The 21,534-nt window shown below is 49.2% G+C and carries 35 protein-coding genes; 2 read left to right on the top strand and 33 right to left on the bottom strand.

Annotated elements, in window-relative coordinates; all coding sequences use genetic code 11:
* The first annotated feature begins 25 nt into the window (after nt 1–25).
* On the top strand, nt 26–190 hold the full coding sequence (locus KJS63_RS24900) for a hypothetical protein (RefSeq protein ID WP_213621546.1): 165 nt from the start codon (nt 26–28) through the stop codon (nt 188–190).
* Between the two features lie 132 nt (nt 191–322).
* Here the strand turns inward: KJS63_RS24900 and speB are convergent, their stop codons facing one another.
* The gene (gene speB, locus KJS63_RS24895) at nt 323–1,192 is read right to left on the bottom strand and encodes an agmatinase (RefSeq protein ID WP_213621545.1); all 870 of its coding nucleotides are present in this window, start codon (nt 1,190–1,192) and stop codon (nt 323–325) included.
* Nucleotides 1,193–1,204: 12 nt separating this feature from the next.
* A complete protein-coding gene (gene speE, locus KJS63_RS24890) occupies nt 1,205–2,032 on the bottom strand; it encodes a polyamine aminopropyltransferase (RefSeq protein WP_213621544.1) in 828 nt (275 codons plus the stop codon).
* Between the two features lie 559 nt (nt 2,033–2,591).
* On the opposite strand from speE, the gene KJS63_RS24885 reads away from it, so the two are divergent.
* A complete protein-coding gene (locus tag KJS63_RS24885; RefSeq protein WP_213621543.1) occupies nt 2,592–2,882 on the top strand; it encodes a hypothetical protein in 291 nt (96 codons plus the stop codon).
* A gap of 29 nt (nt 2,883–2,911) precedes the next feature.
* Here KJS63_RS24885 and KJS63_RS24880 read toward each other — a convergent pair whose 3' ends face one another.
* From KJS63_RS24880 to KJS63_RS24735, 31 genes are all read right to left on the bottom strand, one after another.
* Nucleotides 2,912–3,397 (bottom strand): GNAT family N-acetyltransferase, encoded by a 486-nt coding sequence (locus KJS63_RS24880; RefSeq protein ID WP_244862767.1) that lies wholly within the window; start codon nt 3,395–3,397, stop codon nt 2,912–2,914.
* Between the two features lie 34 nt (nt 3,398–3,431).
* The gene (locus KJS63_RS24875; RefSeq protein ID WP_213621541.1) at nt 3,432–3,950 is read right to left on the bottom strand and encodes a GNAT family N-acetyltransferase; all 519 of its coding nucleotides are present in this window, start codon (nt 3,948–3,950) and stop codon (nt 3,432–3,434) included.
* 160 nt (nt 3,951–4,110) lie between these two features.
* Nucleotides 4,111–4,965: a serine/threonine protein kinase gene (locus KJS63_RS24870; RefSeq protein ID WP_213621558.1), complete on the bottom strand. Its 855-nt coding sequence runs from the start codon at nt 4,963–4,965 to the stop codon at nt 4,111–4,113.
* Nucleotides 4,966–5,033: 68 nt separating this feature from the next.
* Nucleotides 5,034–6,119, bottom strand: coding sequence for a Gfo/Idh/MocA family protein (locus tag KJS63_RS24865; RefSeq protein ID WP_213621540.1), 1,086 nt, complete (start codon nt 6,117–6,119; stop codon nt 5,034–5,036).
* 375 nt (nt 6,120–6,494) lie between these two features.
* Complete coding sequence (locus KJS63_RS24860; protein ID WP_213621539.1) at nt 6,495–6,740, bottom strand: hypothetical protein; 246 nt, start codon at nt 6,738–6,740, stop codon at nt 6,495–6,497.
* 58 nt (nt 6,741–6,798) lie between these two features.
* Nucleotides 6,799–7,239, bottom strand: a complete 441-nt coding sequence (locus KJS63_RS24855) for an NUDIX hydrolase (RefSeq protein ID WP_213621538.1) — start codon at nt 7,237–7,239, stop codon at nt 6,799–6,801.
* 87 nt (nt 7,240–7,326) lie between these two features.
* A complete protein-coding gene (locus KJS63_RS24850) occupies nt 7,327–8,070 on the bottom strand; it encodes a YdcF family protein (protein ID WP_213621537.1) in 744 nt (247 codons plus the stop codon).
* A gap of 163 nt (nt 8,071–8,233) precedes the next feature.
* Entirely contained in the window at nt 8,234–8,563 is a 330-nt protein-coding gene (locus KJS63_RS24845; protein WP_213621557.1) for a low molecular weight protein tyrosine phosphatase family protein, read from the bottom strand.
* A 25-nt stretch (nt 8,564–8,588) separates the two neighbouring features.
* Complete coding sequence (locus KJS63_RS24840; protein ID WP_244862766.1) at nt 8,589–9,161, bottom strand: DUF4269 domain-containing protein; 573 nt, start codon at nt 9,159–9,161, stop codon at nt 8,589–8,591.
* 93 nt (nt 9,162–9,254) lie between these two features.
* Nucleotides 9,255–9,728, bottom strand: coding sequence for a hypothetical protein (locus KJS63_RS24835; RefSeq protein ID WP_213621535.1), 474 nt, complete (start codon nt 9,726–9,728; stop codon nt 9,255–9,257).
* A gap of 102 nt (nt 9,729–9,830) precedes the next feature.
* The gene (locus KJS63_RS24830; RefSeq protein WP_213621534.1) at nt 9,831–10,568 is read right to left on the bottom strand and encodes a PepSY domain-containing protein; all 738 of its coding nucleotides are present in this window, start codon (nt 10,566–10,568) and stop codon (nt 9,831–9,833) included.
* 117 nt (nt 10,569–10,685) lie between these two features.
* A complete protein-coding gene (locus KJS63_RS24825; protein WP_213621533.1) occupies nt 10,686–11,270 on the bottom strand; it encodes a hypothetical protein in 585 nt (194 codons plus the stop codon).
* Between the two features lie 171 nt (nt 11,271–11,441).
* Entirely contained in the window at nt 11,442–12,071 is a 630-nt protein-coding gene (locus tag KJS63_RS24820; protein ID WP_213621532.1) for an NUDIX hydrolase, read from the bottom strand.
* On the bottom strand, nt 12,061–12,480 hold the full coding sequence (locus KJS63_RS24815; protein ID WP_213621531.1) for an SRPBCC family protein: 420 nt from the start codon (nt 12,478–12,480) through the stop codon (nt 12,061–12,063). The genes KJS63_RS24820 and KJS63_RS24815 overlap by 11 nt, the downstream gene beginning before the upstream one ends.
* A gap of 73 nt (nt 12,481–12,553) precedes the next feature.
* Nucleotides 12,554–13,045 carry a GNAT family N-acetyltransferase gene (locus KJS63_RS24810; protein ID WP_213621530.1) on the bottom strand — a complete coding sequence of 164 codons (492 nt, stop codon included), beginning with the start codon at nt 13,043–13,045 and terminating at the stop codon, nt 12,554–12,556.
* A gap of 334 nt (nt 13,046–13,379) precedes the next feature.
* Nucleotides 13,380–14,111 (bottom strand): metallophosphoesterase family protein, encoded by a 732-nt coding sequence (locus KJS63_RS24805; protein ID WP_213621529.1) that lies wholly within the window; start codon nt 14,109–14,111, stop codon nt 13,380–13,382.
* 119 nt (nt 14,112–14,230) lie between these two features.
* Nucleotides 14,231–14,686, bottom strand: coding sequence for an NUDIX domain-containing protein (locus tag KJS63_RS24800; protein ID WP_213621528.1), 456 nt, complete (start codon nt 14,684–14,686; stop codon nt 14,231–14,233).
* A 313-nt stretch (nt 14,687–14,999) separates the two neighbouring features.
* Nucleotides 15,000–15,365, bottom strand: coding sequence for a VOC family protein (locus KJS63_RS24795; protein ID WP_213621527.1), 366 nt, complete (start codon nt 15,363–15,365; stop codon nt 15,000–15,002).
* Nucleotides 15,366–15,567: 202 nt separating this feature from the next.
* Nucleotides 15,568–15,786, bottom strand: a complete 219-nt coding sequence (locus KJS63_RS24790; protein ID WP_213621526.1) for a helix-hairpin-helix domain-containing protein — start codon at nt 15,784–15,786, stop codon at nt 15,568–15,570.
* Nucleotides 15,779–16,174, bottom strand: a complete 396-nt coding sequence (locus KJS63_RS24785) for a glyoxalase superfamily protein (protein WP_213621525.1) — start codon at nt 16,172–16,174, stop codon at nt 15,779–15,781. Before KJS63_RS24785 ends, KJS63_RS24790 begins: the two co-directional genes overlap by 8 nt.
* Before the next feature lie 18 nt (nt 16,175–16,192).
* On the bottom strand, nt 16,193–17,005 hold the full coding sequence (locus KJS63_RS24780) for a GNAT family N-acetyltransferase (RefSeq protein ID WP_213621524.1): 813 nt from the start codon (nt 17,003–17,005) through the stop codon (nt 16,193–16,195).
* Between the two features lie 77 nt (nt 17,006–17,082).
* Nucleotides 17,083–17,580: a GNAT family N-acetyltransferase gene (locus KJS63_RS24775; protein WP_213621523.1), complete on the bottom strand. Its 498-nt coding sequence runs from the start codon at nt 17,578–17,580 to the stop codon at nt 17,083–17,085.
* Between the two features lie 110 nt (nt 17,581–17,690).
* Complete coding sequence (locus KJS63_RS24770; protein WP_213621556.1) at nt 17,691–17,831, bottom strand: hypothetical protein; 141 nt, start codon at nt 17,829–17,831, stop codon at nt 17,691–17,693.
* A 194-nt stretch (nt 17,832–18,025) separates the two neighbouring features.
* Nucleotides 18,026–18,280, bottom strand: coding sequence for a DinB family protein (locus KJS63_RS26360; RefSeq protein WP_244862765.1), 255 nt, complete (start codon nt 18,278–18,280; stop codon nt 18,026–18,028).
* A 10-nt stretch (nt 18,281–18,290) separates the two neighbouring features.
* Nucleotides 18,291–18,479: a hypothetical protein gene (locus tag KJS63_RS26355; protein ID WP_244862764.1), complete on the bottom strand. Its 189-nt coding sequence runs from the start codon at nt 18,477–18,479 to the stop codon at nt 18,291–18,293.
* Entirely contained in the window at nt 18,466–18,996 is a 531-nt protein-coding gene (locus tag KJS63_RS24760; protein WP_213621522.1) for a GNAT family N-acetyltransferase, read from the bottom strand. The genes KJS63_RS26355 and KJS63_RS24760 overlap by 14 nt, the downstream gene beginning before the upstream one ends.
* 133 nt (nt 18,997–19,129) lie before the next feature.
* Nucleotides 19,130–19,270: a hypothetical protein gene (locus KJS63_RS24755; protein WP_213621560.1), complete on the bottom strand. Its 141-nt coding sequence runs from the start codon at nt 19,268–19,270 to the stop codon at nt 19,130–19,132.
* Nucleotides 19,271–19,375: 105 nt separating this feature from the next.
* Complete coding sequence (locus KJS63_RS24750; protein WP_213621521.1) at nt 19,376–19,735, bottom strand: nuclear transport factor 2 family protein; 360 nt, start codon at nt 19,733–19,735, stop codon at nt 19,376–19,378.
* Nucleotides 19,736–19,846: 111 nt separating this feature from the next.
* Complete coding sequence (locus tag KJS63_RS24745; RefSeq protein WP_213621520.1) at nt 19,847–20,323, bottom strand: DinB family protein; 477 nt, start codon at nt 20,321–20,323, stop codon at nt 19,847–19,849.
* Between the two features lies 1 nt (nt 20,324).
* Nucleotides 20,325–20,759 (bottom strand): hypothetical protein, encoded by a 435-nt coding sequence (locus KJS63_RS24740; protein WP_213621519.1) that lies wholly within the window; start codon nt 20,757–20,759, stop codon nt 20,325–20,327.
* A 310-nt stretch (nt 20,760–21,069) separates the two neighbouring features.
* A complete protein-coding gene (locus KJS63_RS24735) occupies nt 21,070–21,525 on the bottom strand; it encodes an NUDIX hydrolase (RefSeq protein ID WP_213621518.1) in 456 nt (151 codons plus the stop codon).
* Between the last annotated feature and the right edge of the window lie 9 nt (nt 21,526–21,534).

Raw genomic sequence — 21,534 nt, 5'->3', positions numbered from 1 at the left:
ATGGGCTCAACCTGGGGGTGGTTTGGTGGTTTGGTGGTTTGGTGGTTTGGTGGTTTGGTGGTTTGGTGGTTTGGTGGTTTGGTGGTTTGGTGGTTTGGTGGTTTGGTGGTTTGGTGGTTTGGTGGTTTGGTGGTTTGGTGGTTTGGAGATTTGGAGAGATACAGACTACTGCGATCTCCATTCGCCCTAACCGAACCATACGGATATCCTACACATGGAGCAGCAATTTGCAAATGTCGAAAAAACGCCCTGCCCTAAAAGCCATATTGGCCTTAGGGCAGGGCGTTCCTGTCTTTAAGATTTGCGTTTCGCGGTTACTCCGCTATTTTACAAAGCCGAGCAGCATTTCACGGATCAGCTTGGCCGCAACAATTTGCGTCTGTTCCGTTGGATCGTAGATCGGAGCGACCTCCACGAGATCACAGCCCACCACGTTCACATCAGAGCCAGCAATCAGATGAACCGCTTCAAGCAGCTCCTTGGAGGTGATTCCACCCGCTTCCGCGGTACCGGTACCTGGAGCCGCCGACGGGTCAAGAACGTCAATGTCAATGGTGACATAGACGGGGCGACGGCCAATCTTAGGCAGGGCCTGCTTCAGTGGAGCAGCCACTTCGAATGGATAGAAGTTGATGTTCTCCCGCGCATACAAGAACTCTTCCTTGGAGCCAGAGCGGATTCCGAACTGGTAGATGTTCTTGCCGCCCATCAGCTCGGCCGCTTTGCGGACCGGTGTGGAGTGGGACAGAGGCTCCCCTTCATAGTTCTCACGCAGATCTGCATGGGCGTCGATATGAATCAGGGCCAGGTCTGGGTACTTGGCATAGACCTCCTGGAAAATCGGCCAAGAGACGAGGTGCTCACCGCCGAGACCGATCGGGAATTTGCCGTCGTTCAGAAGACCGCGAACATACTCTCCGATAACTTCAAGGCTGCGGGCCGCGTTGCCGAAAGGCAGCAGCAGGTCGCCTGCATCGAAGTAGGTCATATCAACAATGCTCTTATCGAGGTATGGGCTGTATTCTTCCAAACCTACAGAAGCTTGACGAATACGGGCAGGACCGAACCGGGAACCCGGGCGGTAGCTGACCGTGAAGTCCATAGGCATCCCGTAGATCACCGCTTTGGACTCTTCGTAATTGTCGGAGCTGCAGATAAATACGTTGCCGGAATAAGCTTGATCCAGTTTCATATAAACAGCCTCCTATTTCACCAGATCTTCAACGAATTTAGGCAGCACGAACGCAGCTTTGTGCAGGCGCGGTGTGTAGTATTTCGTATCGATCTCAGGAATTTGAGTCTCGTCCACTTGCAGTGGATCATGAGTTTTACTTCCCATAGTGAACGTCCACAGACCACTTGGGTAAGTTGGGATATTCGCGCCATAGACACGAACGATCGGGAAGATTTCTTTGACGTCTTTGTTGACCTTTTGGATCAGATCGGCCTTGAACCAAGGGTTGTCGGTCTGGGCAACGAAGATCCCGTCATCCTTCAGAGCTTCATGAATACCTTGGTAGAAGCCGCGTTCAAACAGCGGAGCCGCTGGGCCCACAGGTTCCGTGGAATCGACCATGATGACATCGTATTTATTTTTATTTTCGATAATATGCATGTATCCGTCATTCACCAGCACCTCTACACGAGGATTGTCCAGCTCGCCGGCGATTTCAGGCAGGTATTTCTTGGAGTATTCAATGACTTTGCCATCGATTTCTACAAGTACAGCTTTCTCTACAGCAGGGTGCTTCAGCACTTCACGGATAACCCCACCGTCACCGCCGCCCACTACGAGCACGTGCTTTGGATTAGGGTGTGTAAACAGCGCCGGATGAGCAACCATTTCATGATAGACGAATTCATCTTTGATCGTAGTCATGACCATGCCGTCTAGAACGAGCATGCGTCCAAATTCCTCAGTGTCAATCATCGCCAAATCTTGAAAATCCGTCTTCTCCGTTACAAACGTTTCCCGGATCTTCGCTGTAATGCCGAATGCCGGTGTCTGTTTCTCAGTAAACCACAATTCCATCGTATATACCTTCTTTCCGTCAGAATAGTGTTTAGCCGCCATATAAAGCCCCTAACCAAAACGGGTTCTCCAGTTACACTTCTTGCGAAAGCTTCACTTCCTATATTGTACCAAACAAAATGTATAATAACACAAGATGGGCAGGGATGCGACTTATGTCAGCGGGGTGTGAAATCTTCAGCAATATATGGATTGGAGAGCCTAATGAACAGCGGGTTAAACCCTACGACGGTATCTAATTTTCTTTGGTCAGATGGATATGTTGGATGAAAGAGGTTTAATTAAACTTAAGACAGTTGATAAACAGGACTACAACAACCCCCAGCATGATGACACCGCCGGATTCTGTGCAGAACCAATGAGGATCGGCTTGACTACACATCACCATCAAATAGCTGCCAATTTGAAAGAATCTATGATGCTTTCGGAGCTATGAATAACCACATTTTTCATCGACCCTCAAACAATAGCGGTAACGGATATGCCAAAGAAACATGACGGTTAGCTGAGAGCTAATATTCCTGATTCTCTAGATAAAAATGGATGAGGTGGTAATATTATGTCAGCAATATTAAAGGTTACGGGCTACCTTATTTTAGTTGCCGGTTTTATCTTTGGTATTACACGCGGCGAATTTCTACTGACCCTGATTACCTGGTTCAGCATGTTCACATCAGGCATCATCTTCATCTCCCTAGGCATGATTCTTGATCGGCTCGCGGAGAATAAAGCGAAATTGAACACAATTCTGGATAGGCTTGACTATGATCCATCCCTTAACAGTATCGGGTATTCCAAGTCATCGCTAAGTTCTCTGGCTGGATACACCATGAATTCCAAGGGAGAATAGGAGCGGGGCAGAGGGTTCAGGCAGTTTTTCTACAACTTGGCCACCATAGTTATGGAAGTTCCTACCACGCCGACCTCCCGAAAGCCAAACTTCTTATACAACCGGACCGCATAGTTATCGGGGTCCACACTTAACGAGACCTGTTTGATCCCCTGCCTGCGGACCTCATCTAGCAGTTTGCTCATTAGCGCTGTTCCCACCCCTTTGCCCCTGTAGGCCTCAAGGATAGCCATGCCAAGCTCGGGGGTCTCCTGATCCACATAACCGAACCCTTGGCTGATCTCATCAAACAAACGGCATGTGATGGAGCCTATGGATCGACCAGCTTCATCCATGGCGATATATCCGATGTCACCCTTGCGGCCCCAGCCTTCCACATACTTAGCTAATGCCGGCTCCTTTAGAATGTCTCTGCTCACAGGAGGTTGCCCTGCTGGAACATAGATGGAAGCATAGAGCATCTCCCATAGAAAAGGAACATCCTGTACGGTGACAGCTCTAATCATATAATTCATCATTTCCTCCTATTCCTGCTGAGTCCAGTCTGTCTTAGGGCTCCCGCAAATCTTTATAGTAAATCACGGTAGCATCCAGACTTCCCCCGGCTGACATAGCAAACCCAGGAATACGGCCTGCCTCAATATAACCGAAAGACTGATATAAAAGATTGGACGGGTCTCCTTCCCTAGTATCGAGCACCAGCAGTGTACGACCTTCCTGATGTGCCGCCTCTTCGGCGGTCAGCATCAGCCGCCTGGCCAAGCCGTTCCGGCGGCTTGCCGGGTGAACCATAAGCTTGGCGATCTCCGCCCGGTGCAGGGCATTCTTCTTCCCTGCCAGTTGAAGCTGGACCGTTCCTATGATTCGGCCATCCTGAACGGCTGCCCACAATTTTACACCCGGTTCATTCACCTGCCTCCAGTAAGCATTCGCTTCCTCCACTTCAAGCGGTGGAAGAAAACCAACGGAAGCTCCCTCGTTCACAACATCAATAAGCAGTCTGGAGAGCTCATCAAGCTGTTCCGGTGTTGCCGAGGTTAATTCAAGAATATCTATACTTGACCTCATCACATTCACTTCCTTCTGGTTGTGATAATTGAATTGACAGCTGGAGGCTTCCGAGACCCGTTGGCCACCATCACATCTCCACATGCCTTAGAGTACAGAGCATACATCTTCATAGCCGGATTGATCCTTCGCCGGGTAATCCTCCTGTTCTGCTGCCTCCTTAACTATGTAAGCCCTTCTGTGCCTGCCGCCAGGCCCGATTAAGCTCCGCTACGCTCGCGTAGCGGTCTTGACGATGGGTCTGGACGGCCTTCGCTGCGACCTTGTAAAGCTCCTCACCAGCTTCCCACTTCTCCAGGGAACGGTCACATTCTCCGCCGAGCAGACCAAAAGCTACCGCGCCCATAACGAACACATTCGTTATCCCATCAATGGTGGCATCAAGCCGGAACTCTTCCGGAGCCATGAAACGGCTGGAGCCCCACAACCTGCCCATCCGATTCACAAATGCTCCCTTATGATACAAGTCTATATCACAAACCACGGTCTTATTGGAATTGAAGTCGTAAAGGATACTGCCATCATAAAAATCCACGGCCACATATCCCTGACGCTCGACATGCTCGTGAAAATCGAAAATTTCATTCACCGAACAGACTCTCTGCATGATCGGCAGCTGCTTATATCTGTAATAAGGAGAGTCTGGATGCTCATACTTGGCAGGTGGGGGAAAAGACCAATGCGGATGGAGATTCTCTCCTTCATTCCATTCGAACAAGGCAGCGTATCCTTGACCGGCCGGTCCATGGCCGCACAGCTTGATTAGAGCAGGATGCTGCAAATCCTCATAAACCCTAACGGCCTGCTGAAGTCGTGCAACAGCCGCCTGAACATCTCCAGAATACGCTAGCGTGGGAGCTCCGGCGTATTTGATAAATTTCTTCCCGGATGGAGTAGCTACGCCAAACGACAAATTGCCGGAGTCCTGCTGGTCAAACACCGCAAATACCTTTCCCAAAGCCTCCAGCCATGCAAAATCGTGGGGTGCCCTAAGCTGCCAGGAGACGCCGTCCATAGAGTGTATTACCGTATGCACAGAATCCTTCAAAGAAACCACTCCTTATTGGGCTCAGTCATTTCCGCTTACAGACTGTAATCAACACTCACCCTCCGCCCTTCTGTGGAAGATAGCAGCATCGCATCCATCACCAGCTGCACCTGATGACCTTCGAGGAAGGTAGGGACATCCCTCTGACCCGAAGTGTCCGTCTTCGTTTTGGTCAGCGCACGGTATATTCCCTCTACCATCTGGGAGAACCCGTTATAATACAGACTTGCGGGTGAAGGTAAGGATTCTGGCGGATGACAATCAGGCACGGCAACCTCCCGGTAATCGCCGCCATTGCTGATCGAAATCTCCCGGTCGTTCTTCATATGCAGTGTCCCCCGGGTGCCGAAGACCTCCAATAACCAACCGTTCCCCTGAACAGCCGGATAGAACAAGTCCATGGCAAAAGACACACCGTTCTCCAATTGCCCAATGGCTGTAAAAGCATCATCGGCATCCCGGATTTCGAAAGCGTTATTCCCTTCATATCTTGGGACATGCGTGTTTAGCTCGGCATAGACGGTAGCAATCCGCTCTTCCATCCACCACATCAGAGAGTCAATCATGTGTGAACCTATGGCATAGAGCATGCCGCCACCAGATGATCTCCTTGCCTCCCATCCTCGTGGGGCGGAGATCAGGCTCTGATATCCTGAGAAGCTCCCCTGATATTTGATGTGCTGAATCTCCCCCACAGCCTTCTGCCTTAGCAGCTCCTTGATCCGCTGCCTCACTGGGGTCAGCCTCCACTGAAAATTCACAAAGCCCTGTACACCAGAGTGATCCAGGGCATGAAGCATTCTCCTGGTCTGGTCAGCGCTGTGTCCGAGGGGCTTCTCACACAGAATGTTGACCCCCTGTTGGAGGGCGGCCAAAGCCATTTCACAATGTCGGTCCGGTGCTGATGCAATGGTGACCAGATCCAGGTTCTCCTGCTCCAGCATTTGACGCCAGTCCGGATACAGCGTCGCGGCCGCAAGGCCTCTGCCTTTCATTTCGGTGATTCCCCGGTGCACGCTTGCTGCTGATTTCACTTCAAAGCCTTCATGCAGGGCGAATATAGGAACATGTACCGACGCTCCAAATCCTGTACCTATGACACCAACCCGAATTTTAGCCATACGGTCTTCCCTCTCCTTCCACTTGAGCATTCTTACCTGACTGTACTCCGTCCCATACCAATGATCACAGCACCGTGGTTGTGACCATCCATGCACACAAACCAACAAGGAGCGCGATCCATCTCCTTTGCCAGGGAAATGAACGGTTAAACAGAAAGTATAATAAAGACAGCAGAAGCGAGAACACGTATATCGCGTAAACAAATAACATAAGAGGAAGGGACGCAAACAGGGTGAGTTCGCTGAGCAGTTTATTTTTAAATAGATTAAACCCCACGACCAGTACACTTCCGGACACAGACAGGATAAGAACAAGCTTATATAAAAGCTTGGCTCTGAACTCTTTAACCAGCGGATCCATAGTTCACCCCGTTCCTAATAGCGGTCAATACTCCTAATTTCCTGATCAGATGATGATGGGGAATCCAGTTCACTGGCGTTCTGGCGAGGCTTATTTCCGGCCAACTCATCCAGCTTATTCTCAATCCGCTCCAGCCTTTGGCTGTTGTCTCTGGAAATCCTTGACCGGTTTCTAAGGGTCCTGACTAAGACCACAATCAGTAAGGCAGCCAATACCAGGAAAATCAGGGTAATCACCGCGCTCTCCCAGACAAAGCTCATATCAAACCACCCTCCACCTCAGACTCTTTTTCCTGGATGTTATGCTTGCTTAACTTGCCTACTCCCAGCCCTCGCTTACAAACCACATGGAGCTGTGATCTCTGCGCACTGATTCAGCCACATAAGGTATGGTATTCACAGGAAGCTCATGAATGTTGAACCACCTAAGATCCTCGCATTTATGGGGCTCACAGTTCATGATTTCTCCTTCCCAGGCGTGGACCTTGAGGTAAAAATCTACCCACTCGGAGCTTCCATTGCGTCTGTGCATCACACCCACAACCTCAACCCCTGACGGGTCGATAACCACTCCGGCTTCCTCCTTTGCCTCGCGGATTGCCGCGCCCTTCACCTCTTCTCCCCCATCCATTCTGCCTGCAACAACACTCCACTGCCCATCGGCATACCCTGTTCCAGCCCGTTTGAGCAGAAGGACCTCCGTTCCCTCATTGCGATAAAACAAAAGCAGCACGGCTCCATAAATAATAGGATCTGTCATCAAGCTCCTCCACCATTCCATGATGTATGTATAAATGTATGTATAATTTCTCGTACGCCGCCGAATCCATTGCGCCTCACCGCTTGGTTACAGTAAGGCTTTGATAACAGCAAGATACTCCCGGATTAAATTCATTGGCTTTAAATATGTCGGGGACTCTCCAGCCAAGCTGTATACCTCGTTGTACCCTAGCTTCCTTGCAATATACTTCGCTCTGAACATATGAAAATCACTAGTTACAATCAAAATTTTAAGACTCTTCCCGCCCCGGCCCTGGATAATCGTTTTGGAGAACAGTAGATTCTCCTTGGTGCTGGTAGAGCGGTCTTCCAGCAGAATGCGTTCTTCGGAAATTCCCCTGTCCACCAAATACCTCTTCATGGCCTCCGCTTCTGTGATGTCCTCCCCGGGTCCCCTTCCGCCGGATACAATCACCGGGACAGCCTTATGCTGGTTCAGATAGGGCAGACTGGCATCGAGACGCTGTTTCAGCGTTAACGACAGCTCCGTTCCCTTCAGCCCCGAACCCAAGATAATCACGTAATCCGCTCCGCCCGCAGGCTCGTCATCTGTCCCAAACCCAGAAAAAACGAAAACTTCCACGACTAGAAAAGAAACCGCCACGAGTACCGCTGATGCGGTCACTGCCCTCCGCAGAATCACATGCCGCTTCCAATCTATCATCCGCACGACCAACACAATTAGGGCAGCCACACAGATAAACGCGGCGGTGAAGTTCTCTCTGAACAGCACGGCAAGGATCAGACAGACGACCGCAAGAGGAACCTCGATGTACAAGTTCGGACGCGCATCTTCAGGCCAAAACTTCATCCTTATTCCCCTTCCATATCGTGTTCATTCTGCTCTACGATAGCACACGACCCAGCCTGATTGTTCATCCTAGGCTGGGTCTTATAATCACTTCCAATATTATACACCCCTCATTGCGAAAGAGGTAATTCCACAGGATTAGATAGCTAAAGCGTTCATTAATTCACTCCGGTAGTTCAATATATTCAGAAACTCTCGATTTCAAAATCTCCACGAGCTCTTCATCCATGAATGGGTACTCGTCAGGAATATCCAATCGGATGACTTTTTTGCCGTAAAGCTCTGCCCCAAATTTCTCCTGAAGCCTACGGGCATGCTTTTTCTCCATGACGAAAATAAGATCAGCCCACCCAATGTGTCCTGAAGTCACTCTGATCCTTGCACTCTCTTCCGTGCCCGCCGATCTGACGTAATACTGATCATACCGGCTAAATATTTTCTCAGCTGTCAGGCTTCTCCACTTATTGCGACTGCAAACAAATAAAAGCTTAATTCCAATCAACTCCGATGAGTAGAAATTAGAGGAAGAGATCTTTCAGCTCCTGATCACTTGAATTGAACAACTCCAGTAAGGCCTGATAAGGGTCGCCGGATAGACCCAGCAGCTCAGCAAAAGCGGGTTCCGTCTTAACTCCCCCAGCCTTCAATCTTATCACATCTTGCTTAAAGTCCTCCCCGTATAGCCGCAGCATCCGGTGTTCAATAAGCATGTGCTTATATCCATTCTGCTGCCTGGTAGGCACAGGCTGCCCAAAAATCTCTATAGGCCAAGCCTCCACTTGAAAATTTGCTTTTATCCGCTTAAGTCCATTCACCGGCCTTCTAGACAGGGTGAATCCCTGGTAATGCTGAAAGCTCTCCATCAGCTCTTGTTCAAACCGGTCAAGGTCATATACCTCGCAAATGATATCCAGATCACTGCCATCCACCTCGATCCCTAGCGGAATCGTGCCGACTAGAATAGGAGTATACTCTTCCAAAATTTTAAGAAAACGGCCAGCCTGCAGGATTTCATATACTTGTCTCTGATTCTCGCCACCCTGCCGCAGATAATCTAGATTTAGCCAGTTGATCGGCTCCGCCCAATTCACGTTAGATACCCCCTTTGCCCAAAGTATATAGATGTGTGTACACAGTACATTCAATGAGCAGCACATCCCGTGACCCTGCACCTTCGTGTTAATTCAGGGCCGGGCGTCTTTGAGCTTATTCCACATTTCGTTGAAGAAATCAGCTCCTCCCAGAAGCCAGTAGCGCTGGGCCTTCGGGACCCTCTCCATGAAATCCTGGTACAGCCCAGTCCAGCCTTCAGGAACATAGTGCTCAAAGGACATGGGTTCCGGGAACTGGGAGCAGAGCAGTTTTTCATCAAAATTTACATAAATCGCTGGAATAAACTCAAGCACTTCATCAAAGCTGGCAAAAGCCTCCCTCAACGCCTCCAGAGTCTGTGATAGTTCAAGGGAAGTTACACGGCAGTCATCGATCCGATTCAAGAATTGCTCCGCCGTTGTTTCATCCAGCACTTCAATGCCGAAACGGTCTTCCATCTCCACGTTCAGGAACCAATACTCCCTCTCCGAGACATACCAGCTCCATGTTCCGCGAAAAGTCACTCCCACAATAATTATTTGTGCATACTCAGGCATCCGCTTCATGGTGTATCTCCTAACTCAATGGTTTTCACCTACTGGACATCTGCTGAATATCTGCCGACAAGCTTTTCAGCGGCGGCAACACCAGGACAATACTAATACTAGTTAATAGTCCCCTACACTCTCGCACTCGCCTTGCCGCAGAAATTCATCCAGCGTATACCTCGTGGAACGATCCGAAGGGGTGGAGTCCGGACGAAGGCATTTGTGGAACCGGTTGCTGCCCGGGACGGCCTTCTCTTCCTCCTCCTTGGTCATAGGTACCTCTACCATAATGCTGTCAATCCGCTCAGGAACCTTCTTCTGCCACTCGTAGAGGGTTCTGAATGCCTGCTTCATGTCTGCCGGATTCTTGGAGGGGATGGCTACCCTGAGCTCCTGAACCATGCAGTCTTCACGGTGAGCGCAGCCATAGGCTGCAAAGAAGGAACTGCCGGAGCCTGAGCTGTAATCAATCCGGTCAGGCGCCTGGAAGTTCTGTGCCATCAGCTCCTTCTTATATTTATCATGAAGGTTGTACATTTTGCTGTTAGTATAGGAACGCGGGAACTCAAAAGGGTCGACTTTCCCGCTTCTATTATCCACTAGGACTCTAAATACAGTTTGGTAGGAGTCATGAAGATGTCCGGTGACCTCATAGGCGAGATATCCGCCATGCATGAACACCTTGTCGATCGTGACACTCTCGTGATATTTCTCCTGAATGAAGGCTTGCGCCAGCTCTCCCGCCTTCTCCTCACTGACCGGGCTGTAGCTGTACCAGACGAAAAATCCGATGATGAGAAGCACGGGTATAGCAAGGATTACACCTGAAATAATGGTTATAGTTCTAATGGATTTCATAAGTTCAAAACCTCTATTCTTGCATGCATTGTACAGTTCTCTATTTGAACAAGCGCTTTTGCCCGCTCAGCTATTCTCTTATATCCATGATGGGATGCTCCATACCTCGGTTTGCCGTCACTCGATTAACATGATCTCTCCGATCTCCAACGTGTAAAGAAGCTGATACCATTCAAGCACAACCGGAGGGACCCGCTTAAACTTGGCGTCCACAAACAGCTGCAAGTCCGGGATCACCTGATTATACTGATCCTGGATGTAATCAACGATAGAGCTAAGCTGGGTATATGCATCAAGGCCCGAGAGATCAAATCCCTTGTCCGCCAAAGAGGCGAACACCGGCTCGCTCAACAGATACAGCTTGGAGAAGTCGACGGTCAGCTTCCGGTTGCTGACATCAAACTCCTCTTTTGCGTGTTTGAACCGGTTAAAATAATCGCCTATGCCCATATAGATCTGATGCCTATACCCTTCATCATCCGTACACCAGATTTCAGCACGGCACACATCACATATGATCAAGCCCACCCTCCCGTGTCTTGAACCCGTGTAATGATACATCCCTCCAATCTGGTTCCGGCAGGCCAAGCAGTAGGCCGGTGTAATCTCCGTGTCCACCACCACACGCCCATTATTATAGAATTTGACGTTCACATCCAGAGCAGCGATTTCATCTGGATCGGTTAGCTTGGAAATTCCCATGTTACCACCTTTTCATGATCAGGAACGAGACCCTGACTTTTAATTTTCTTTTAAAAGAATCGGGCTGGCAGTTAGCCTCATAAGGGGCCACCCAGCCCAGACTGGATGGCCCAATCTCCACCTACAGGAGCCCCAAAACAGCTTGCTCACATGCCGCCAGCCACCTCCCCCTTAAATGAGCCGATGCAGGGTTTGAAATAACATCCGGTAGTACTCCAGGGAATGGGGAGCAAGGTCTTCCCTACAGATAGTCCGGACGACGCTGGGCAGAGATGATGTATCCATGTCCACGATCCGACCTTCCGAACGAATGGTGTCCCGGCGCCCCTCCAGAAGCTCCTCCAACTCGTTGACCTGAGCGAGGAACAGAGCTGATACTTCACTGAGCTGACAACGGTATTGATCAAGGGGCTTGTCACATTCCAAGATATAGACATGGCTGAACTCCCGGTCGATCAGCTTATCCGAGATCAGGCTCTCTTCGGCCGCAGACCCGCAGTACACCAGCTCTTGAAAAGAAACCTTCAAGCCCAGTTCTTCCTCAAGCTCACGAACCCCTTCCCGGGCGGTCTCGCCTGCCATAAGATGCCCCGCACAAGAGATGTCAAGCATGTCCGGATAGGTATCCTTGTTCTTATGTCTTAACTGAAGCAGCAGAGCAGGACCATCTTCGGCTGCCCTGTTCAATACCCAGCAGTGGAATGTCTGGTGCCACAGCCCTTCCTTATGGGCTTGTGCACGGCTCGCCGTTCCAAGATGGTTCATCTCTGCATCATAAATATCCAGCATTTCATCGGCCATGGATAACCGCCCCAAGTCTGACCAGCACATCTTCCCAGCGGTGCTTCATTTCTTCCCGTGCTTCCATGCCGGGAAGCTTCTCTTGATGAAAGCTGATGGTCGTGTTCTCCCCCTTTGAGATCGTCCGAATCTGTAAGATGGAGGGATGGCTCCAGGCTTCTTTTTTCCAAGTCATGCGCAGGTTAACAAGCTCGTTCACTACACGAACTTCACCGGTTATTCCCTCATCGGTACGATACTTAGAGCCGGGGTGAAGATCAAGTTCCTGATCAATTCCCCCAAGCCAAATCTCCATCCCCTCCGGTGAAGCAATCAACGCCCAAGCCTCCTGAACCGGAAGCACAAACGTGCGTCTAACCCCCACTTGGAAACCGTTTGAAGCCGTCTGCCCTATAACCCGCTCACTCATTCATTTCCCTCCCATATTGATGTCTGACTTGCTGGCTGGGTGGTTGGTTGCCTACCCTGCACAAGCTGACTCTCTAGCGTCTCTCCATGTAAATAAACGGGACCTCCTGGCCATTCACCATACTGATAACGGTCCGTTTCGACTCAAACCCGCAGCGTTCGTATACCTTGATGGCTCTATGATTAAACTCCGCCACGGCTAATCTGAACCTCACCCCGTTCGGATTGACTTGCTTCCGTATGAACTCCAACCCTTCAGCCACAAATTCAACCCCAAGTCCAGCCCCCGTAAGGGAAGGCTTAAGTCCAAGTCCAATATCAACACATGTGTCATCCTCGTATATACCAGCCTTATATCCGCTAGACAGCCTTGCGGACTCCCCGCTGCAGAAGAATCCGGCAGTCTGACCGTCTGGACTGAGAACATGCCAGTACTCGCCGTTCATTAACTCGTCGATCGTCTCTTCACTGTACTCAGAATTATAGAAATCGTAGGGCGGCGGATACACCCACTTAGCCATCTGCTCCGCCGCAGCTTCATCCATCGGCTTGAATAGATATGACATTCAGGTTCCCCCTCACGCTCTTAATTGAAAAACAAGGGTCTCAACGTTTAGCTCTGGTGCAAAATCAACATTATGGCCGAAATGCTTATACAACAAGGTTAATCCATTTTGGACTTCCAGTAAATAACTGTCATCCTAGGGCAGCAGCGTCGGGAACCACTGGGCTCCTGATTTCTGATCTGCAGCCTAACCCCCATATCAACTTGCCCGGTCCGTCGTCAAAGGTCAAATAAACTGTTCTGTTTCTGAACCTCCACCACAAAACAACAGCAAAAAAGCGCAGAACAACACCCGTTCTACGCTTAATCTAAAGCTATGCTTCCACCTATGTTTTCTACTTGGAAAGTCCCCGATACCTTGCGGTTCTCAGCTCCTGGGCATACTCCTTCAGCAGCGGCATCTGCACATCCGCCGCCTCCTGAATGGCCTGCTCGATATCATAAGGGACGCGAACCAACTGAACGCTGAACGGGGCGGTCTCCCGGCTTCCATATTCCCCCTCTAATATAGCGTACGAAGCTTGAGTCATATCAAGAGGGTTGCCCACGCTTCCTGTATTGAACAGCATTCTTCCCTCCAGGTGCTGCAGATAGACATTATGGATATCGCCATACCCGACCACATCGGCATCCCGCGGGTCCTTGCACAATTCTGACCCCGAGAACAGCGATAGGCGGCTCTCGTAGCTGTCCCAAGGCTGAATGCGCTCATACAGACTTCTCGGGGAGGCGTGGAACAGCCGGATATACCGCCCGCTCATCACAAATTCGATGGAGAAAGGCAGTGAGCCCAGATATTCAAGGCGTTCCCGGCCGAGCTGCTCCTGATGCCAGTTGAGGACGGGTTCCGAGGTTTCTTTTCCAATAAAATCATCCCAGTTCCCTTGAACCACCCGTTCACAATTCTCACGCACCAGATCCACGGTCTCATGCCCGCTGGGCCCCTTGCCAATCAAGTCTCCCAAACAGTAAATAGCGCTGACCCCGCGCTGACGTATATCTTCCAAAACGGCCTTAAGGGCCGGTACATTCCCGTGTATATCGGATATAACCGCGATTTTGTTCATTTTGTCTACCTCCGCTGCTTGATAAGGCTCCTTCACCGCTGGAGTCTTGAGAACTCCAGCCCGGACCGTGGCCCCATATAAATGTATACCCGATTGAACAGAATCAACAGACCGTGTTCTCAGTTCGTATCCCCCAAATACCGCGGCTCAGTCCGACGGTTCTTCAGCTGATCTGCCAGCGAGCGTGGATAAACCCGGATATCGCCCAATTGGTCAAGATCTATCCATTCCACGCCAATTTGCGTGTCGTCGGGGATTGCCCCATTCGCAGGCTGATCCCCGCCTACGATGCCGCATCCGAAATAAAACTCCACTTGATGCAGGTCAGAATCCCATTTTGCGAACTCATGGTTCCGGCCGATATACTCCCGGACTGCAATCAGATCCCCGGCTTCAACACGGCACCCAATTTCTTCAAGGCACTCCCGGATCACCGCTGCTCGCAGGTCTTCTCCCTTCTCCTGACCCCCGCCAGGAAACAGATAATAGACTCCCATATGGTCCTGATTCTTGGTTAGAAGAACCCGTTCCTGCTCCACAATAACGGCTCTCGCCGAATTTCGGATTGGCTTCATAGATCGTTCTCCTTGAGGTTTTGTTAATTTTGCTGTATAGATGAACTACCGATACGAATGCGCTGAGAAATACAGAATAAAAGTTCAATACGTGCAGTACGTAAAATGTGCCTACGATCGCTGTTGTTCTAGGGTTTCTGGATTAAACTATTTAGGTAGAAACCCTAAAACAAAGGCGGCCACTGCCGTTGAATCGGAATCATTTTGCTCTCTTTCATTAATTACCGTTAAAGGTCCGGGGATTCTCCTAATGAAAAAAGGGGGGTAATCTTGTTATAACTCAAGCGTTCCTATAGACCTTGATAGATACCCTCTATGACCCCGGCTGATGCGCCACAATATTAACAAGCTTGCCGAACGGGTCGCGGACATAGAATCTCCGCACACCCCAAGGCTCATTGGCAGGGCCATACTCGATCTTGAACCCGGCTCTTTGCATACGCTCGTATGCGGTATCCACATTGTCTACCTCAATGGACAGATCCGGCGTGGGTGTATCCGATCCGCCCTGCGTGGCAATGTTCACCTGAATGCTCATCTCCCGCTCTGAACCATAGGTGGTGATCCAGCCATGATCCATAAGCACGTCCAGTCCGAGCACATTCCCGTAAAAGCTCTGGGCAGCAGCAAGCGCCTCCCCATTCGCTGAAATATTGGCAACAATCCGCTTAACCTTCATTCTTCTCACCCCTAAAATTGGCTTTGAGCAGTACCGGCATACATCCTAAGGGTTATTAGCGATGACTCCTCATCACATATGATGCCTATCTATTATGATGTATAGACTGAACTAATGGGGAATCCTGTTACTTCACACTTTTGCCTAATGATAATTCTTAAGTTCAACTTATATAGCCTTCTTGTCCCAGCTTATACAGGCCTCACTTGTCCCCGGAGAAGGTAAGCCCCTTCTCCTTTAGAGCGGCACGGATCAGCTTCATAGCATTAGGCCCGATTCCGTGCAGTTGCTTAATATCATTCTCGCTCATTCTGGAAACCTGCTCAAGGTTCAGCAGTCCCGCATTGGTGAGCGCCCTGACGGCAGGCTTGGCCAAGCCTGCCGGGAGATCATTGGACACAGTTGCTTTATTCTCATTCATACGATTCGGCCCCATTCTCCTCTTTGTACTGATCCTCATAAAATATTAGACGGTTCCCAAACGGGTCCGTTACACGACACTCTAAGGCCTGCCATGGAGTGGATTCCAAGTCGGGCTTTGCATATTTGTATTCCTTTTCGACAAGGTGTTGTTGAAATGTCTTGATATCATCTACCTCAATCCTTAACGCGGCGCCAGGACAGCTGTCCCCATGATGCTCACTCAGATGCAGTTCAATACCATCCTTAGAAATCTGCATATACTGCGGGAACCCAGGTTCATACGCATATTTCCAATCCAAGGTGAAGCCCAGAAAATCTGTATAGAATTGCAGAGCCTTCTCCTCGTCGAATATCCGGAGAACAGGGATGATAGAATTCAAAGCCATTTTTAAAATACCTCCTTGTTATCTTTTGATCCATGTGGTTCTGATGTATCCTACCTTCATGCCTGACTGCTCCATATTCCGGTGGCTTTGGGACAAGAAGGCGCATTGGCCCACCACAAGTCTGCAGCCGCTACGTGCAGCTTCTCTAATCCTAGCTCTCAGCAGGCTGCCCTGCAGCCCCTGATTTCGGAACTCCGGCAAGGTTGCGGCCAAAGTAAGGGAGGCCACGTCCCCCTTTATATACATAACTCCCGCTGCGGCGGGAATCTCGTCCATATAAGCCAAATAAAATTTCCAGCCCGGCCGGGGATACAGCACTATATTGTTGGCTGCCACAGGCGGAATGCCTTCCTCCGGCAGCCCAAAGCTGCGGCAGTGAATGGCTGCGTAAAGATCAAATTGATCTTCTGTCAGTTCCTCCACCCGGATACGCGGGTTCTCGTGCAGCCCCGTCAAATCTGCCGGGTTCATATATAAAGAGGTGTGATATCCCGCAGGGTATAATCCATGATCATACAGACGCTTTAGAATCTCTTGATCCGCCAAGCCCGGGACAATCTCCAACTGGATGTTGCGTTCCCTTGCCTGGTAGAACTCCAGGATGGAATCGATCAACTCCACCTCCGCCCCCGTTATTCCTTTTACCGTATTAAAGCTGCCCCAAGGCATGCTTCGGCTGTAGTAGCAGACGGCCTGGCCGAATTGTTGAATCTCGATGCCTTCGGGGTTACCAGGTCTGCCTTGTATAGCGGACATCCGGTCTGACATATAACGGATCTCGGATTGTTCAATCTCCTGAATCAACTCCAGTGAAGATCGAATGTGAAGCATTTGCATCTCACCCCTCATGTTAGGTAGATAGGTCACATACAGCGTAATGAATGCAGGTGATTTTCTACTTCAGTATTTTAAAAGAAATAAGTCATGAGCTCCTCGTCATATCCTTGTCCCTCATACATTAGAGCATTCTTCTCGATCCCATACGTAACAAATCCAAAATTTCTGTACAGCCTGATAGCCGCAGCATTCGTAGTAACGACGGCAAGATTAACTTGCTGTAAACCTTCCAGCCCGCTGATTCTATCAAACAGCTCCTTGAATAGCGCCGTGGCAAGTCCCTGGCCCCGGTAGTCCGGCGACACATATACACCCCAGATCATTCCTTTGTGCCGGAGCTTCATGCCCTGCTCTCTTTTGAAACCAACCATCCCTACCAGCTGATTCTGGTCATTGAATGCTCCTACGATAAGACTGCCCGTTATCCTCTGTTGAATTTCAGACTCGGGCAGCTGTACGGCATCCTCATAGGAGGCTCCGAACGCTTCTGGATTCGATTTCAAAGCCTCCAGCCGGAGTGCCCAGAACGCCTTAGCATCTTCAAGTTCCACACTTCTAATATGAACCATGGGGTCGCTCCTTTCAATAAACCTCAACCGCATGGGCAGGCAGCTGCCGGATATGCTGAAGATATTCCGTCATCCTTGGCCTCTTGAGCGGGATAGACATATCCAAAATGCTAAAGCACTTCAGCAGCCAACTCCGGAATAAATCCGTGGTCATAAACAAGGAAATCATGCAGGATACCAATCCACCAGTTAACCGTTTGATCCAGCGAGGCCCTGCTCGTATACTCAAAAATCAGCTTGGCGTAAGGCAGCTCATCCCGGCAACCTGATCCTTACGGTCCGGCTCCTGAGCCACGAGCAGATCCCCGAACTTCTGTATCCACTATCTTCTTTCCTGGCCTACTATAATCCTCCCTTAGAAGTAAAATAGCCCCTTCCATAGATAACTTCTATCTTAGGCTGGGGCATCTAAACTCGTGATTATTTTGGTGATGTGAATTAGACATTATTTTAAAATGGAACTGATCTGTGCCATATGGTGCCGATTATGCCATATCCATCGCTGGAGCGCTGTATCTACCGTGATCTGACCCAAGACCTGCGTGCGGAACTTTCGACTGAAGTCTTGTACGCTTAGATTGGTAAGCAAAGCATACAGCCGCTCATGAATGGCGTGCAGCAGAACAACCGAGGTATGAACAGGGACCAGCTTCGTGTCATCCGGCTGAGCCCATAAGTCCTCACGATAAGAAGCGGCCAAAGGCTCCTCCTCAGTCAATGCCCGCTTCAATCGAAATATAAGCGCCCATGTCGTTGTTGGCCATGTGGTGAACCACCTGATGAATCGCCTGGCCGGTATGAGGTCTGGAGCCGCTCCTCGCCAATCCTGTCCAGCAGCGCAGAAAGCTGAACCGAGATTTCCGAGGAGTTGGCGGATCAAGCCCTCTACCGTTCAACAAACTCCTTGTCCAGGATGGAGTAAAAATACTGGTCGGTCCAATCCCCGTGCCATAAATACTCATCCTTGAACACAGCCTCCCTTCTCATGCCAATGCGCTCCATCAGAACAGCTGAAGGGGTGTTATTACAGTTGCACATGCCCACTACCTTGTGGGCATTCAACTCCTCGAATGCAAACTTTAACAGCAGCCCTGCTGCTTCCTTCCCATACCCGCGCCCCGAATACCCGGGAAGTACCGCAAAACCTAGTTCCCAACTGTTCCGGTGTTCCACATAACTCCATAGCTGGGCTATGCCGATCGGTGTCCGGGTGCTGTCCGAGGCTAAAGTTATAACAAAATCATAGCTGCAGTCCTCGCCCATCCGCTCCAAATATTCTTCTCGTACCTCATCAATATCAGTCTTTATCGATTCCTCAAAACTCCACAGGTTCGCATCACATTCAAGCTGACATACAAAATCCAAATGTGCGTCCGAGACCGGAATTAACAATAACTTTTCACCCTGTATTTCCATGATCCTTCTCCTTATCTATCTGATTATGATGTAAGGACTAGGGCTTATTCTAAAAATCTTCAGCATATTCAAGCAAGGTATGTATGGTCAATCCCGTCCTGTCTATACCATTTCTGTGGTAAGACTATAAGCCCTATTTTCGATTTGTCTTTTCGTTAAGATAAATATCAAGGGCCCGTACCCCCCGCTTGGCAAGCGCAATAAATAAAAAAATCGCATAAATTCCAGCCACGATCAGAACCAAATACAGCCCAAGCATAATCAACGGCATCATTTCAAGTACTCCTATAGACTCATTCATTTGAACCAGCCTTTCTGGTTTGGGGGTAACTGGAGCTTTATCGACCTGGTAAAAGCAACAAGTCTCCACATGGCTGACTTATTCCTTAACAGGAGTACCCTGATGGAAAACCATCTGCCACTGTTCCTGATTCCTTTTCCAAATCGAGCTGCGCAGGGCATAAGCCTTATCACGGTGTCTAAAAGTACGGTATGTTGCCAGCACAACGTCCTGCACCAGCTCTTTGATTCTGAAATCTGTAACTGTGTAAATTATTGGCTCATTCCCAATCTTACTAAGTGCGCCATCGAGCTGATCCCGCTTATTATATATGCTCCCAGAGCTTCCGAACTCCCGGAAATCCTCGGCTAACAGCTGGTCCATTAAGTCATAATCATAGCTCATGACCTCTTTCTCAAGACGCAAAATAAGTTCTTCGAGCGACGACAAATCCCCCATTTGTTCTCCTCCTGGCTTCACTCTTAAGCACAGTGCCATTCTCACCTTGTGAAAAGACCTGGCCAGCCATCATAGATTAGGCCCGGTCTTTTTGCTGTGAGTATATATGATTTAATGCTGATCCAAGCTGCTTTTACTAATACGATCCTCAATCTGCTTCATATGATGCCTGTCATGCCAAATGAAATCTTTTAAATAGCTCTCCACGCTGAACTTGTTCCCATCCGCATCCACATATTCCTCTGTGAATTTGGAGGGCTCCTGATCCCTAATTTCAGTCACAATAGATGATCTGAACTGTCTGGTCAGCTCAATAAGCTCTGGCTTGGTGAGCTTGCGGCCTGCCTCCACTGCCTTACGGTTGAACTCGTTGTAATCCAAGTGACGTAAGGTCAGAGGCTGGCCCTCAGAGATGGGCTTGATTGCTTCCTCCAGAAAATATTTATCCCACAGGTAGATGTGACACACCACATCATGAATGGTCCATTTCCCCTCTCCCAGGGACACATTCCAATCTTGAGGGGCAATCCGGTCCACAAAGCCCGACCATTCCTCAAATTCCACCAGCAAATCATCCTTTAGGGTCATGCTAATTGCCTCGCTTTCTTTTTAATATAGATAACAGACTAAGCATGTATTCAATCGTTGCCAATAATAGAGATGCCGTGATTCCAAATGCCGAAAGAGACCTTACGTCCTCCCAATTCCAATCCACACCACCAGGTAACGTTACAGCAGCACAATATATACACGTTCCAAGGAATCCGGCGGCAGCATAAGCAAGGATTACAGTAATTAGTTGCAGCGCCTTGCTTCTGATATTGAGACGGTTATACAATGCTCCCATTGCGACAGAAAAGGACAGCCCTATAAGAAGAATGGGTAAGCAGCTATAGATCAGTACCACCATAAAATAAAAGCTGAAATCATACGTTTCATTCGCAAAATATAAACCTGCCATAAGCGAAAACATAATCGGAGTTAGGAATGCTGTGGCAAGTTTTGTTTTAAATGAGCTTGTCATCTTAATAACCCCTAGCCCTTTCTAGGGAACCCGTAGGCCAGAATTACAAATCCAATTAAGAATAGGAACCATACGAAGAAGTTGTCGAAAAGACCAGGGTACTTCAGGGGAACATTAAAGATGCTTCCATGGGACGCATGAGCTGCAGCAATTAGTGACCAGGATATACTTGCCGTAATTCGCTCAAACGTGTACAAAATTGCACTTACCGCCATAAATATGGAACCTAATATTTTGTAAAAGTTATTGCCCATATAGTAGGTTTCTCGCTCCTCCCTGAGGTGATATGGCAGGTCCAAGGGTATAACAGCTACCAAAGCTTTATGTACCCTGCTTTTCTTAAGTAGAGCTCTGAAAATGGGTTCAAATCCGGGATCGGCTCATCCAGAGAGAAGTACCCGAGCTCGAGGCTTTCATGATCATTGATCCTAGGCTCATCTTCCACATCACGCACCTCGAACATTGCTATAACATTATAAACCTCGTCTCCATTAGGGTACTTGTAGTACATGTCTTGCCCTGAAAAGATACTAATAAAAGTAACCGCATTCACTGTTAATCCAGCCTCTTCAAATAGTTCCCTTCTGGCGGTATCCTCAAATGATTCCCCCGGTTCCATGGAACCTCCAATAGTTCCCCAGTCCAGGCTGTCTGTCCGCTTTTGGAGCAATAATTGACCCTCTTTGTTGAAGACTAGCACGCATGAACCCGGCATAATCAAGGGCCTCGAACCAACCTGTTCTCTTAGATCCATGATGTATCCCACTAAATTTCC

This window comes from Paenibacillus sp. J22TS3, assembly GCF_018403205.1.
GTDB classification, from domain to species: domain Bacteria; phylum Bacillota; class Bacilli; order Paenibacillales; family Paenibacillaceae; genus Fontibacillus; species Fontibacillus tuaregi.
Note: the sequence above shows the minus strand (reverse complement) of the source record. Positions and strands in the feature narration are given on the sequence as shown.

What these genes read in the sequence shown, in the direction of transcription:
- KJS63_RS24755 (WP_213621560.1), bottom strand. Translation starts at nt 19,270, where the DNA reads ATGATGCCGTTGATTATGCTTGGGCTGTATTTGGTTCTGATCGTGGCT.
- KJS63_RS24870 (WP_213621558.1), bottom strand. Translation starts at nt 4,965, where the DNA reads ATGGACGGCGTCTCCTGGCAGCTTAGGGCACCCCACGATTTTGCATGG.
- KJS63_RS24795 (WP_213621527.1), bottom strand. Translation starts at nt 15,365, where the DNA reads ATGAAGGTTAAGCGGATTGTTGCCAATATTTCAGCGAATGGGGAGGCG.
- KJS63_RS24780 (WP_213621524.1), bottom strand. Translation starts at nt 17,005, where the DNA reads ATGCTTCACATTCGATCTTCACTGGAGTTGATTCAGGAGATTGAACAA.
- KJS63_RS24880 (WP_244862767.1), bottom strand. Translation starts at nt 3,397, where the DNA reads ATGAATTATATGATTAGAGCTGTCACCGTACAGGATGTTCCTTTTCTA.
- KJS63_RS24875 (WP_213621541.1), bottom strand. Translation starts at nt 3,950, where the DNA reads ATGAGGTCAAGTATAGATATTCTTGAATTAACCTCGGCAACACCGGAA.
- KJS63_RS24865 (WP_213621540.1), bottom strand. Translation starts at nt 6,119, where the DNA reads ATGGCTAAAATTCGGGTTGGTGTCATAGGTACAGGATTTGGAGCGTCG.
- KJS63_RS24760 (WP_213621522.1), bottom strand. Translation starts at nt 18,996, where the DNA reads ATGGAAATACAGGGTGAAAAGTTATTGTTAATTCCGGTCTCGGACGCA.
- KJS63_RS24750 (WP_213621521.1), bottom strand. Translation starts at nt 19,735, where the DNA reads ATGGGGGATTTGTCGTCGCTCGAAGAACTTATTTTGCGTCTTGAGAAA.
- KJS63_RS24860 (WP_213621539.1), bottom strand. Translation starts at nt 6,740, where the DNA reads ATGAGCTTTGTCTGGGAGAGCGCGGTGATTACCCTGATTTTCCTGGTA.
- KJS63_RS24815 (WP_213621531.1), bottom strand. Translation starts at nt 12,480, where the DNA reads ATGAGTGAGCGGGTTATAGGGCAGACGGCTTCAAACGGTTTCCAAGTG.
- KJS63_RS24785 (WP_213621525.1), bottom strand. Translation starts at nt 16,174, where the DNA reads ATGGCTTTGAATTCTATCATCCCTGTTCTCCGGATATTCGACGAGGAG.
- KJS63_RS24740 (WP_213621519.1), bottom strand. Translation starts at nt 20,759, where the DNA reads ATGACAAGCTCATTTAAAACAAAACTTGCCACAGCATTCCTAACTCCG.
- KJS63_RS24810 (WP_213621530.1), bottom strand. Translation starts at nt 13,045, where the DNA reads ATGTCATATCTATTCAAGCCGATGGATGAAGCTGCGGCGGAGCAGATG.
- KJS63_RS24855 (WP_213621538.1), bottom strand. Translation starts at nt 7,239, where the DNA reads ATGACAGATCCTATTATTTATGGAGCCGTGCTGCTTTTGTTTTATCGC.
- KJS63_RS24820 (WP_213621532.1), bottom strand. Translation starts at nt 12,071, where the DNA reads ATGGCCGATGAAATGCTGGATATTTATGATGCAGAGATGAACCATCTT.
- speE (WP_213621544.1), bottom strand. Translation starts at nt 2,032, where the DNA reads ATGGAATTGTGGTTTACTGAGAAACAGACACCGGCATTCGGCATTACA.
- KJS63_RS24835 (WP_213621535.1), bottom strand. Translation starts at nt 9,728, where the DNA reads ATGAAGCGGATGCCTGAGTATGCACAAATAATTATTGTGGGAGTGACT.
- KJS63_RS24775 (WP_213621523.1), bottom strand. Translation starts at nt 17,580, where the DNA reads ATGGTTCATATTAGAAGTGTGGAACTTGAAGATGCTAAGGCGTTCTGG.
- KJS63_RS24825 (WP_213621533.1), bottom strand. Translation starts at nt 11,270, where the DNA reads ATGGGAATTTCCAAGCTAACCGATCCAGATGAAATCGCTGCTCTGGAT.
- KJS63_RS24800 (WP_213621528.1), bottom strand. Translation starts at nt 14,686, where the DNA reads ATGAAGCCAATCCGAAATTCGGCGAGAGCCGTTATTGTGGAGCAGGAA.
- KJS63_RS24805 (WP_213621529.1), bottom strand. Translation starts at nt 14,111, where the DNA reads ATGAACAAAATCGCGGTTATATCCGATATACACGGGAATGTACCGGCC.
- KJS63_RS24850 (WP_213621537.1), bottom strand. Translation starts at nt 8,070, where the DNA reads ATGAAGTTTTGGCCTGAAGATGCGCGTCCGAACTTGTACATCGAGGTT.
- speB (WP_213621545.1), bottom strand. Translation starts at nt 1,192, where the DNA reads ATGAAACTGGATCAAGCTTATTCCGGCAACGTATTTATCTGCAGCTCC.
- KJS63_RS24885 (WP_213621543.1), top strand. Translation starts at nt 2,592, where the DNA reads ATGTCAGCAATATTAAAGGTTACGGGCTACCTTATTTTAGTTGCCGGT.
- KJS63_RS24790 (WP_213621526.1), bottom strand. Translation starts at nt 15,786, where the DNA reads ATGAATGAGAATAAAGCAACTGTGTCCAATGATCTCCCGGCAGGCTTG.
- KJS63_RS24745 (WP_213621520.1), bottom strand. Translation starts at nt 20,323, where the DNA reads ATGACCCTAAAGGATGATTTGCTGGTGGAATTTGAGGAATGGTCGGGC.
- KJS63_RS24830 (WP_213621534.1), bottom strand. Translation starts at nt 10,568, where the DNA reads ATGAAATCCATTAGAACTATAACCATTATTTCAGGTGTAATCCTTGCT.